The sequence below is a fragment of the Arthrobacter bambusae genome (genome assembly GCF_022606295.1).
GTDB lineage: Bacteria > Actinomycetota > Actinomycetes > Actinomycetales > Micrococcaceae > Arthrobacter > Arthrobacter bambusae_A.
Genome location: NZ_JAHHZS010000014.1, coordinates 54,671 through 67,617 on the forward strand (window position 1 = coordinate 54,671; position 12,947 = coordinate 67,617).

General features: G+C 62.7%; 6 protein-coding genes. 4 read left to right on the top strand and 2 right to left on the bottom strand.

The window, feature by feature from the left end; genetic code table 11:
- Window positions 1-10 precede the first annotated feature (10 nt).
- Window positions 11-4,864, top strand: coding sequence for an NAD-glutamate dehydrogenase (locus KNN17_RS11570; protein ID WP_241709220.1), 4,854 nt, complete (start codon window positions 11-13; stop codon window positions 4,862-4,864).
- A 30-nt stretch (window positions 4,865-4,894) separates the two neighbouring features.
- Window positions 4,895-6,364, top strand: coding sequence for a sensor histidine kinase (locus KNN17_RS11575; RefSeq protein WP_078108392.1), 1,470 nt, complete (start codon window positions 4,895-4,897; stop codon window positions 6,362-6,364).
- Window positions 6,365-6,480: 116 nt separating this feature from the next.
- Here the strand turns inward: KNN17_RS11575 and KNN17_RS11580 are convergent, their stop codons facing one another.
- Window positions 6,481-6,729: a WhiB family transcriptional regulator gene (locus tag KNN17_RS11580; protein WP_003804966.1), complete on the bottom strand. Its 249-nt coding sequence runs from the start codon at window positions 6,727-6,729 to the stop codon at window positions 6,481-6,483.
- 327 nt (window positions 6,730-7,056) lie between these two features.
- On the opposite strand from KNN17_RS11580, the gene KNN17_RS11585 reads away from it, so the two are divergent.
- Entirely contained in the window at window positions 7,057-7,443 is a 387-nt protein-coding gene (locus KNN17_RS11585) for a hypothetical protein (protein ID WP_372489665.1), read from the top strand.
- Between the two features lie 24 nt (window positions 7,444-7,467).
- On the opposite strand, the gene KNN17_RS11590 is transcribed toward KNN17_RS11585, so the two are convergent.
- Window positions 7,468-11,538, bottom strand: a complete 4,071-nt coding sequence (locus KNN17_RS11590) for an FtsK/SpoIIIE domain-containing protein (RefSeq protein WP_241709224.1) — start codon at window positions 11,536-11,538, stop codon at window positions 7,468-7,470.
- 210 nt (window positions 11,539-11,748) lie between these two features.
- Between KNN17_RS11590 and glf the strand changes: the two genes are divergently transcribed.
- Entirely contained in the window at window positions 11,749-12,936 is a 1,188-nt protein-coding gene (glf, locus tag KNN17_RS11595) for a UDP-galactopyranose mutase (protein WP_078108395.1), read from the top strand.
- Window positions 12,937-12,947 lie beyond the last annotated feature (11 nt).

Sequence of the window (12,947 nt, forward strand, 5' to 3'; positions counted from 1 at the left end):
GCGTTTGTCGATGTCGTCAGGATCCAGCGTGGAGGATCGTTCTAAACCTGCAGTAGTCCGGGAAGGGTTCTTCGGAGACTACTACGAGCATCTCGCAGAGGAGGACGCCCGCGGATACGCTGCCGAGCAATTGACCTCCAGGGCGGCTGCCCACCGGGAAGCGGGACAGAGCCGCAAGCCGGGCACCGCCAACGTCAAGATTGCCAACGAGGGTGATCGCAGCATTCTGTACATCGTCACTGATGACATGCCGTTCCTGGTGGACTCGGTGAACGCCGAACTCGTCCGCCAGAACTGCGCTATCCGGCTGGTCATGCACCCGCTCTTCGTGGTTTCGCGTGATCACGTCACCGGCGACCTGTCCGACATCGCGCGGGTGCCGTCGAACATCGGCATCTCAAGCGGTGACACCGCGGCGATGCCGAATATCGCCCATCTGATCTCGCAAGGTGACAACGTCTCCCACATGGAGTCATGGATCGCGGTCGAGGTCGACAGAGTGGCCGACGACTTCCAGAAGGAGCTCGTGGACGGGATCCTCCGCGTCCTGAAAGACGTCCGCGCCGCCGTCGAAGACTGGCCCAAAATGCGCACGAAGGCACTCGAGCTGGCATCATCCCTCGACAAGGTAGCCCACCCGGAAGACATCGCGGAGCTCAGGCAGGCGCAGGATCTTCTGCGGTGGTTGGACAACGGCAACTTCACCTTCCTTGGTTACAGGGAATACGACCTCATCACCGAGAACGGTGAAGACGTCCTTGAGTTGCGCGAAGAGAGCGGCTTGGGACTTTTGAGGGCGGGGGACCACCCCCACCAGATCCAGCACCTCACCGACGCCGGACGCAGGAAGGCTCGCGAGAAGCGTGCCTTGGTCATCACCAAAGCCAACTCGCGGTCCACCGTGCACCGCCCCGCGTACCTGGACTACATCGGCGTCAAGAGCTTCGACGTTGCAGGCAACGTCAACGGTGAGCGCCGCTTCATCGGCCTCTTCGCCACGAGCGCCTACACCGGTTCCGTCAGGAACATCCCCATCGTCCGGGAAAAGGTCGACGCCGTGCTCCGCTCGGCCGGGTTCCCGCAGGACTCGCATTCCGGCAAGGACCTCGTCGGTATTCTCGAGACCTACCCCCGCGACGAACTCTTCCAGATCGAGACCGAGGACCTGGCCGCAACGGCTTTGGGCATCCAGCGTCTGCAGGAGCGCCGCCGCACGAAGCTCTTCCTCCGCCCGGACATCTATGGACGGTTCATGTCGGCGCTCGTCTACCTGCCACGTGACCGCTACACCACCAACGTCCGGCAACGAATCGAGCAGGAACTCCGCGAGACTTTCGAGGCCGACAGCATCGACTACGAGGCCCGGATCACGGAGTCCGCACTCGCGAGGGTGTTCTTCCGTATCCGGCTGCCCCGCGAAGCTGAGCTCCGCGACGTCGACGCCGGTGAACTCGAAAAGCGGCTTGTCCGGGCTTCGCGGTCGTGGGCTGAGGGAATTGCAGAGGTGCTCCGCGAGAACACCAGTGGCTTGGATGCCGAGCGGCTTTCCGCCCTGTGGGGGGATGCGTTCCCGGCCGGCTACCGTGTCGACTACGAAGTCGAGGACGCCCTCAAGGACATTGAGCGCTTCGAGAAGTATGCCGCCACAACCGATCGCGACGCCGTCGCTGTCCAGGCGATCCCCGGAGTGCATGTCTACCTGCCCAACGGTGCCGGCGAACTCCTCGAAGAAGATGCCCGCGTCAAGCTCTACCTCCTGGAACCCAAGAGCCTGAGCCAGATCCTGCCCTACTTCCACAATCTTGGCCTTGAGGTTCTCGATGAGCGACCGTTCGAGATCGAGACTGCGGACCACCGCGACTTCTTCCTCTATGACCTTGGCCTGAAATACCCCGCCGGTGTCGATCCCGTGGCAACCGGCCAGCTCCTGGCAGACTCCTTCAGCGCCGCGGTGACCGGTTCCGTGGAATCCGACAGTTTCGACCGGCTCGTCCTCCGGGAAGGTATCCACTGGCGTCAGGTTGTCATGCTCCGCGCCTATGCGAAGTACATGCGCCAGATGGGGAACACCAACTCCTTCGAGTTCATTGCAGATACCCTTCTTGCGAACCCGGAGGTTGCCCGCGGCCTGATCGAGCTCTTTGGGGCCCGCTTTGATCCTTCTTCGCCTGACACCGCGCGTCCTGCCCGCCAGGAGGGCGCCCGCGCGGCACTGGCCGAAGCAATTGACCAGGTGGCCACGCTCGACGCCGACCGGGTCCTGCGGACTTTCGTCAACCTCATCGAGTCGACGCTGCGCACGAACTACTTCCAAGGCAAGTCGTACGTCAGCTTCAAGCTCGATCCGACCACGATCGACGGCTTGCCGTTCCCGCGGCCAAAGTACGAGATCTGGGTGTACTCGCCTCGCGTTGAAGGCGTGCACTTGCGCTTCGGCAAGGTGGCCCGTGGCGGTTTGCGGTGGTCGGACCGCCGTGAAGACTTCCGGACCGAGATCCTCGGGCTGGTCAAGGCACAGACAGTCAAGAACGCTGTGATTGTGCCGACCGGTGCCAAGGGCGGATTCTTCGCGAAGCAACTTCCGGATCCGGCACTTGACCGCGCCGCATGGATGGCCGAGGGTATTGAAAGCTACAAGACTTTCATCCGCGGCCTGCTCGACCTCACCGACAACCTCGTGACTACAGCCGACGGCGAGAGAATTGTGCCGCCGGCGGACGTTGTCCGCCAGGATGACGACGATTCGTACCTGGTGGTTGCCGCTGACAAGGGCACTGCTACCTTCTCGGACACCGCGAACGGACTGGCTGCCGAGTATGGATTCTGGCTCGGTGACGCATTCGCTTCCGGTGGATCCGTCGGATACGACCACAAGGCCATGGGCATCACGGCCCGTGGCGCATGGGAGTCGGTCAAGCGCCACTTCAGTGAGCTGGACCTTGACACCCAGACCGAGGAATTCACCGTGGTCGGCGTCGGCGACATGTCCGGCGACGTCTTCGGCAACGGAATGCTGCTCTCCAAGCACATCCGCCTGCTGGCCGCCTTCGACCACCGCCACATCTTCCTGGACCCGACGCCGGATGCTGCTTCGTCCTTCGACGAACGGCACCGTCTCTTCGAGCTGCCCCGCTCCTCCTGGGACGACTACGACCGCTCGCTCATCAGCGCAGGTGGCGGGGTCTACCCCCGCCAGGCCAAGGTCATCCCGATCTCGCCGGAGGTCCGCAGGGCCCTCGGCCTGCCGGATGGAACGGTTCAGCTTAGTCCTCCGGAACTTCTGCGTGCGATACTCCTCGCCCCTGCCGATCTCCTGTACAACGGGGGGATCGGAACCTACATCAAGGCCAGCACCGAGTCCCACGCCGAGGTGGGGGACAAGGCAAACGACGTCATCCGCGTCAACGGGCGCGAGCTTCGCGTGAAGGTTGTCGGCGAAGGTGGCAATCTCGGAATGACGCAGCGCGGACGCATCGAGGCCGCACTGCAAGGCGTCATCCTCAACACCGACGCGATCGACAATTCGGCCGGCGTGGATTGTTCCGACCATGAGGTCAACATCAAGATCTTCGTGGACCGGATGGTTGCCGCGGGGAAGCTGGATGCATCCGAGCGCACATCGTTCCTCGCCGACATGACCGACGAGGTCGGGCGGCTTGTGCTCGAAGACAACATCGACCAGAACATCCTGTTGCTCAACGACCGCACTCGCGTTGCCGAATGGAGCCCGAGCTACGAGCGTCTGATGGACTGGCTCGAGAAGTCCGCGGATCTCAAACGGGATCTTGAAGCACTGCCGACCACCGACACGCTTCGTGAGCGGCTGGAGCAGGGCCAGGGGCTGACGTCCCCGGAACTGTCCGTCCTCGCCGCGTACGCCAAGATCGAATTGGGTTCGGCATTGCGCGACAGCGACCTGGCGGATGACCCGTGGTTCCGCAAGACGATTCGCTCGTACTTCCCGAAGCAGCTTCGCGAAAGGTTCGACGCCGAACTGGACACCCACCCCTTGCGTCGCGAGATCATCGCAACCGTGGTGGCCAACGACATGATCAACCTCGGCGGCATCACCTTCGCGTTCCGCACCATGGAGGAAACCTCGGCTACCGAGGTGGCCGTCGCGAAAGCGTTCGTGGCGCTCCGTGAGATCTACGAACTCGACTCGATGGTTCGCGAGCTCAATGCCCTGCCTGCCTCGTTCCCCACGGAACACTGGAGCACCGTCCACCTCGACATCCGGAGGCTTCTGGACCGGGCCGTTCGTTGGCTGCTCAGCCAGGGCAACGCCTCGAAGCCGATCTCGGAGATCGTCGCGGAATTCAAGCCGATGATGGATCCAATGCGGGCCAGGGTGCTCGACTACTTGCGCGGGAGCGACAAGGAGCGGGTTACCGGTTGGCTTGAAAGGGCACGCTCTTGGGGCCTCCCGGACACGCTGGCCCATCGCTGGGCCGAGCTGTTCGAGAGTTTCGTGCTCCTGGACATCGCCAAGATCACGCAAAGCCGCGAGGCCCGTGTCGAAGAGGTCAGCCACGTCTACTACACAGTGTTCGACCGCTTCCACGTGGACTCATTGCTGGAGCGAATTACGGCACTCCCGCGTGATGACCGCTGGCAGGCGCTTGCCCGCGCAGCCCTGCGCGACGACCTTTATTCGACTGTGGCGGACATGACGTTGTCGGTGCTCGAATCGACCGACGCCGGCCTCGACGCCGAGGGTCGGTTGGAGGCTTGGGAGGATCTCAACGCCGAGCAGTTGGGGCGTGCGAAGAGCATGTTCGACGAGGTCAACGCGTTGGAGGCCGACGACATGGCTTCTCTGTCGGTAGCATTGAGGCTCTTGAGGTCAATCGTTCGACGCTAGGGACAAGCCCGCGCGTTATATGGAGGTGCAGTGGCAATCTTTACAGACCCCATCAGGGAGCACGCTGATTTCGGGCCTGGAGATGCTGAATGGCTGCACCTCCTGGTCGGCGACTGGCAGATGGTCGCCGACCTGGCGTTCGCGGACTTGGCCCTGTGGTTTCCGCATCCGGAATTCGGCTACATCGCGCTTGCGCACGTCAGGCCGTCAACGAGCCACACGGTGTTTCATGCGGACTTTGTCGGGGAAGGGATCCGCTCGGATCTGCAACCGATAGTCGACAAGGCCTGGTCCAGCCGTTCCATCGAGCGCTCCAGTGAAACAAGCTGGAGCAGCGAGATGGCCCTGCGGGTTGAAGCGGTACCGATGGTCAGGAACGGACGGACCCTCGCCGTCGTCACCTCGCACATGGACCTATCCAGTTCGCGGATGCCTTCGCGCCTTGAGCTCACGTACAGGCAATGCGCGTACGATCTGCTTCGGATGGGCACGCTGGGACTGTGGCCTGACTTCGCTTCACCGACGGGTTCGCGCCGCGGCGCTCCCCGCGTCGGTGACGGCCTGATCAGGCTCGACGCCGACGGCATCGTCCAGTACGCGAGTCCGAACGGCGTCTCTGCATTCCGCCGCCTCGGCGAGGTGGAAACCTTGGAAGGGCGGTCCCTCGCGGAAGTCACCGCAGGACTTCTCAAGGACCGGAGGATGGTGGACGAGACCTTACCGCTGGTCGTGACCGGCCGGATGCCGTGGCGGAGCGAAATCGAGTCCCGTGGAGTCAGCTTGTCGCTGCGCGCGATTCCGTTGCGCGACGAGAAGCATCGCTTCGGTGCTTTGGTTTTGTGCCGCGACGTCTCCGAACTGCGACGCCGCGAGCTCGAGCTGGTGACCAAGGATGCAACCATTCGTGAAATCCACCACCGCGTCAAGAACAACCTGCAGACGGTTGCTGCTTTGCTGCGCATGCAGTCGCGACGCATGGTGAGCGATGAGGCGAAACAAGGCCTGGAACAGGCTATGCGGCGGGTGGCGACGATTGCCTTGGTACACGAGACGCTTTCGCAGGGGCTGACGCAGAGCGTTGATTTTGACGAACTCATCGGACGTCAGTTCCGGCTTTCAGCGGAAGTGGCGTCCCCTTCGCAGCACGTCCGGACCGAGCGGGCCGGCCTGTTCGGCGAATTGCCGAGCGACTTCGCGACGCCGCTTGCGCTGGTCATCAATGAGCTCGTGACAAATGCCGTGGAGCACGGCCTCGAAGGACGGGCCGGAACGGTATGGCTGATGGCCGATCGTTCAACGGGGGAGCGCGGCGACGAACTCCTGACCGTGACGATAGCCGATGACGGCGTCGGACTACCCGAGGGCTCGTACACGGAAGGACTTGGCCTTCAGATTGTGCGGACACTTGTCACGAGCGAATTGGGTGGCAGCATCCAGTGGATGCCGCGCGACGGCGGCGGCACCGCCGTCGAGATTGTCCTGAATCTGGTCCGAAGCTGACCCCAGCCGTTGAACGTACGAAGATGGCCCGGACCTTTCGGTCCGGGCCATCTTCGTATGTCTTCTTTGCCTGAGACACCGGGCTGTGCCAGCCTCAGGCGCCCAGGACGCGACGCTTAGGAAGCGCGGCGCGCGCGGGCGGCACGACGCTTGAGTGCGCGTCGTTCGTCTTCGCTCATTCCGCCCCAGACGCCGGCGTCCTGGCCCGATTCGAGGGCCCACTGAAGGCATGTGTCCACGACGGGGCAGCGGCGGCAGACACTCTTCGCTTCCTCGATCTGGAGAAGCGCAGGGCCGGTGTTGCCTACTGGGAAGAAAAGCTCCGGGTCCTTGTCAAGGCAGGCTGCGCGGTTACGCCAATCCATGCTGATCAGTCACTCCATTCGTGAGTACTAGTTAAGCCTTTTGTGAAAATATTCACGAGAGGCTTCATAGGAAAGGGGACCCATTGGGCCCCCTTGGTCGTCTGAGTCAAGCGTGTCATGTTAACGCCATGTAAACAAGGGGTTCAAGCGTTTGAAACCGTGAGCGATGCATCACACTGGATGGTGGGCTACTCACAGGTATTCGACTATGTCGGGTAGTGTGCCAGTGTGTCAAGACCCCCTCTGAACCCTAACCATGACCCAGCGGCGCCCGGCAACGACGGCCAAAGGGCCGGCCACGACAACTCCGGCGGAGCAACGCGTCCTGTGGGAATCATTGTCATTTCGATCGTGGTGGTGCTGGAAGCCCTTGCGCTATTGGCAGCGGCGGCACTGTATATATACGAGCTGGTGACCGGAGCTCCGGTGGCCTCCTTCTGGGGTGCCGTGTTTACTTTGGGTCTTCTGCTGGCCTTTTCTGCATTGTTGTTTGCGGTGGGACACTTCCTGTTCCGTGGCTACCGTTGGACCCGGGCACCTGCATTGGTTGCCCAGCTATTTGCCCTGACGATCGGCGTTCCCACCATGACCGGAGGGGTAGTTCCCGCCGGCCTGGCGATGGTGGTGCCGGCTCTGGCCGGAATTCTCTTCTTGTTCGACAAACGTGTCATTGCCTTCGCGTCCCGAACGGGCGGATCCCGCGCCGCGCTCTGACGGATATAACTGCGCCGCATCCCGTTAGCTCGGGGCCGCGATGTGGAGAGAACGTGTTTGTCCGTTCTCAATCAGGACTGCACGCCCTGGCGGTGCGGCTTGTTCGACGTCGACGCGGATGCCGAAGAAATCCCCAGCGGTCGGCGGCCTGTCGCCCAAGAGGATCCCGCTTCCGTGGTTTCGGGCCAGGGAAGCAAGGGGCGTCCGTTGCAGAAGGGCCGGGCTGTACCCGGCAGTTGCCACCACGGTGAAACCCATGCCGGGAAGCTCAGCAAGGAGTATCCCCGTTTCGCTGGTGAGGCGCTCGACGTCGTCCACGAGCGGGATCACCTCTGTGCTCACGCGCTTGCGGGTTGCTTCGCGGTGGAATTCCGCCCAAAAGGCGTCAGGATCGGCATCTCTAGGTGGTGTCCGCCACCGATTGCCTGGATTGAGCAGGGTCAGTGCTGTGAGCAGGGACGACTTGCCCGAACCGGGGCTGCCGAGGGCGAGGAGGACTGCCGAAGGCGGCAGTGTAATCCACGCAGGTTCGTTCTCGTCCCCTCCGACGCCGAGGAGCACCGATCCCCGCGGACGAGCGCTTGAATCTGCAGCGGCTTCGGCTCGGCCGTCCGATGCGAGGTCCGACGCCCGGAGGAATTGCGGCAAGGGATCCACCCGGAACGGGCGCCGTGCAGGCTCTGGGGGCACACAGTACGGCCAGGCCGCGTTCGGAGGGGGCGCCACGAGTTGGGCGGCTGACGCGTCAACGTCGATGAAACTACCAACCACGACGGCGCGGCCCTTCAGGGGCTTCATTGCCGCGAAACGCGGCCATGCCAACCGCCCTTCTTCGGTGGTCCCGGTGGGAAAGAACGCCCGGTTGGTGATGGACGCGAACATACGCGACGTCACCAGTTCGCGGTCGCCAGTGACAAGAACAACCAGTCCTGACTTTGGTCCATCGCGGACAATGGCGTGGAGGAGGTCTTCGGCCCAGGCCAGCGGACCGGTGCGCAATTCGGACATCCACGAACCCCAGCTCGAAATGACCAGCAGAAGGGGGACTTGCCCGGCGCTGGTCCCGGAGGATTGCCGCGTCGACATTTCGGCAGCGAGTCTCTCCAGGATGCGGACGCCTCTCCTGATGTGGCTGAGTGGGGCAATTGCCCCCACGCGTCCCTGGGCTTCGACGTCGGTGAATGAACCGTCTCCGTCAAGGACGTACAGATGGATTTCCTCGGCACTTCCAAGAAGTTGCGCCGCTGCTGCACGACAGGTATCTTCAACTCCGCTTCCAGGAGGGCCAACGAGTCCAAGATTCCCATGGACGAGCGGGTGCCAGCACAGGCCGGCGACTCGTTGCTGCGTCGGGAAGTCGGCCAAGCCAAGATGGGCTGCCGGGCGTGCGGAGGTTCCGCTTGCTGCGTGCTTGCCCGGCAGTGAGCTCATGCCGGGGGACTCGTCACAGGAGATGGACTCCGGGAGCGGAGGTGCAACAGGTCTTCGGAGGGGTCTACGCCCGCGGATGTCCCAAACCCGGTCGATTGCCCTGATGATGGGGCGGACCGCTTCCGCAGGGGTTGCAACGGCACGCTGAGTCTTTGCCTCCGCGGGTTCAGACCAACCACTGAAGCGGAGCGAGACTGCTGTCGCCAAGGTCATGGTCTTCGAGGGTGGCCGGGCTGTTTCGCTTCTTGAGAGCGTCGCTGATTGAAATTGCCCCGCATCTTCCGCTCCGCGAACCATGTAGGCGCGACCAGGAAGGGACACTGGAATCGATGCCGCCGCCGGCGAGCTGATGATGTCCCGGGATTCCAGTTCCGATTGGACGCGAAGGGCAATGCTGGTGGTGACGTTGGCCCGGATGTCCGCACTCAGTGCGCCCTGCGGACGTTGTGTTGCCATGATCAGATGGATTCCCAGGGATCGGCCCAAGGTGGCGATCCGCATCAATCCGGCCAGGGCGTCGGGGGCGTCCTCAATGAGCATCCTGAACTCGTCGATCACAAGGACCAGACGGGGCAGTATCGGAGTTTGGTTTTTTCGTCCCGCCCCGGGACCGTCCGCGGCGTCCCCTGCTTTGGCCCAGTACGCGGGCAAGTCAGGGACAACCGCCTTTGCAAGGATCGCTTCCCGTCTCCGAACTTCGGCACGGAGGGACGTGAGGCTACGCTCGAGCTCGTGTTCGCTGAGGTCGGTAAGCATCCCGACGCAGTGTGGAAGGTCGACCAGTGGCCCGAGCCCCGAGCCTCCCTTGAAATCGACGAACAGGAAGTTGACCCTGTCCGGGCTGTGGGTCAGTGCGATCGACGCAACGATTGTGCGCAGGAGCTCGGACTTGCCCGATCCCGTAGTTCCAGCCAGGAGGAGATGCGGGCCGTCCGAAACCAGGTCGAGGGACCGCGGTCCGTCGACTCCTTGCCCGATGACCGCGGACAGCCCGCCACCTGCCGAGGAATCGATCCAACGGGCGGCGATGCTTGGGGGATCGGTGGGAAGCAGTTCGGACAGCCGGCAGGTGGAGGGGAGAAGTGGCGCCTTTTCCGTCGCCAAGCCCGGCACCCTGGCCAATGAGCGGCAGTAGCGGTCGAACACCTGGAACGGGACAAGGTCAGGGTCGAATTCCGTTGCGGAATGGTGCGAGCGGAGGACTGCGCGTTTGTTCCAAAGCTCGACTACGGAATCGCTTTCGTCCGCGCTCGCCGTGCCTTGGAAGACCCGCCAGCCGGATTCGACCGCCGCCAGCCGCAAGGCGGCGACGGCGGGATCACGCTCGTACCCAAGGAGAAACAGCGCTCCCGGTCCGTCCGTGAGCGCGGAAAGAACAGCCTGGGCTGAAGAGGTGTCCGTGGTCAACGTGGCGCGGGGAAGGAACCGGGCGCTCGACGGCAAGAGAGCGATCGGTCCGTGTACGAGGACACGGAGGTTGATTGCATTGGGAAAGGCCGCCAGCTGCATGAGCAGGAACCTGAACGTTCCTTGGACTTTGGCTTCCGGTCCAGCGAAGGTGACGGTTTGGATCGAGGGATCCAGAACTACCGGAACCCGGCCCAACTGCGGTGGGTGGAAGTTCGGGTCCGGTGGATCGAGTGCAATCCGGGCTTGTTGCGGGGTGGTTCCGAGCCGGAGCCAGACATCGCGGCTCTCCGACCTTCCTTGCGTTGTATCGGTTCTTGGCGGCGTCGACTGGTTTAGCCCTCGATTTCCTGAGGCGAAAGCGGCTGAGCCGACGGCATGGACGAGTTCCGCGGCGGACGGCGAGCACCGCCGTCGTCGGGTTCGGTCTTGTTCGACCGCCGCAGCGATCGCGGCAGCCAGAAGGCGGCGCTCGCGTCTTCCCGACAATGCTGGGGCGAGGACGGCGATGGCGGAAATTGCGGTGAAGCCGAGGAACATCCACATGCCAGTGGCCACGGCCATTCCGACTCCAAGCACGAACGGTAGCCCGGCCGTGAGGAGAAGCTGTGTGCGGCTGCCCGCGTCATGGCGCCGCCGCACCGAGAGCGGCTCCGCAACGCTTTGCCCCGCTGCCCCCAGGAATTCCGTCCCGAAGTCTTCGGCGCCGAAGACCACCGACATGACCGAGGCGCCACATCGGATCCTGGAAGCGGTTGAGAGAGCGGCGGAGCGGACCGTGCGGCCATCCACCACTGTTCCGTTGGCGCTTCCATTGTCGGTTATGGTGACCGCTGTCTCGGAGATTGTCAGGACCGCGTGAACCCGGGAAACATCAGGATCCGCCAGGCAAACATCCGCGTTGCTCCTGCCGATCCTGTAACTGCCACGTTCCAGCGGAACCACCAGGCCCGCGGCAGGTCCGGCGTGCACCAGCAAAGACAAGGCCGCAGGACCGCGTTTGCAGATCGAATCGTTTCGCGCCTCCGAATCAGCGCCGTCGACCAACACGGCTCCGGATATGAGGGGTGCAGAGCCCACGGCGAGATCACTGAGTGGATGCCCGTCGACTGTCAGTTGTCCCGCGCCGAACTCGGCCGCGACGGCGGCCTCGACGACGGTGCCGGGGGTGCCATTGCCAACGGCTAAGGCCAGTTCGACGGGTTCGCCTTGCCGTAGCGCCCGCGGGGCCCGGACCAGAGTGCAATGGAGTGTCACTATGTCCGCTCCTTCGGCTCGCGTGACTGCTGTTCTTCCACGATATTTGTGATGTTGACCGGGTGTTCCTGCTCAGTTTCCCTATGTGGAAAACAGTGCGTTCGCGGGCGGGGAACGGCCTCGGCGGCAATTGGATGCGGCATCTCAGGTAGGCTTGACCTGCAGCAAGTGCACATCATTAGGCTGCCCGCATTCGAACCAGGAGTATTTGTGACCGCTGACCTCGTCATCGTCGGGTCGGGCTTTTTTGGCCTGACAATCGCAGAACAGGCCGCCACTGAGCTGGGCTTGAAGGTTGTTGTCATTGACCGCCGGCATCACATCGGTGGCAACGCCTACAGCGAAACGGAAGAGCAGACCGGAATCGAGGTGCACCGCTATGGTGCGCACCTCTTCCACACCTCAAACGAGCGGGTATGGGAGTACGTCAACCGGTTTACGACCTTCACCAACTACGTGCACAAGGTGTACGGCGTACACAAGGGTGAGGTTTATTCCCTCCCCATCAACCTGGCGACAATCAACCAGTTCTTCCGTGCGAACCTGACGCCCAGCCAAGCGCAGGACCTTATCAAGGAGCAGGCTGGCGAGCTCGCGGGCACCGACCCGCAGAACCTCAACGACAAGGGCATCCAGCTGATTGGCCGCCCCCTGTACGAGGCATTCATCAAGCACTACACCGGCAAGCAGTGGCAGACGGACCCCAAGGATCTCCCGGCCGGCATCATTTCGCGCCTTCCTGTCAGGTACAACTACGACAACCGATACTTCAACGATAAGTACGAAGGCCTGCCGACCAACGGCTACACGGCGTGGATCGAAAAGATGGCCGAGCACCCGAACATCGAAGTGCGACTGAACACGGACTTCTTTGACGAGTCCCACGAGTATTCAAAGAACAAGGTCGTCGGCAAGATTCCCGTCGTCTACACCGGACCTGTGGACCGCTACTTCGACTTTGTCGCCGGAGATTTGTCCTGGCGCACCATCGATTTCGAAGAGGAAGTCCTGGACATGGGCGACTTCCAAGGAACGTCGGTTGTCAACTACAACGACGCCGACGTCCCGTTCACCAGGATCATCGAGCCGCGCCACTTCCACCCGGAGCGCGGCTACCAGACGGAGAAGACCGTCATCATGCGCGAATTTTCCCGGTTCGCAGAAACCGGCGATGAGCCGTACTACCCGATCAACACCCCGGATGACCGCGAAAAGCTGCTGAAGTACCGCGATCTCGCAGCCGCCGAGAAGGACGTCCTGTTTGGTGGTCGTCTCGGCACCTACAAGTACCTCGATATGCACATGGCCATAGGTTCTGCCCTGTCCATGTTTGACAACAAGATCCGTCCGCACTTCGAAAGCGGCGCAGAAATTGAAAGCGGAGGAGTGGACGCGTGAGCGTTTCAACG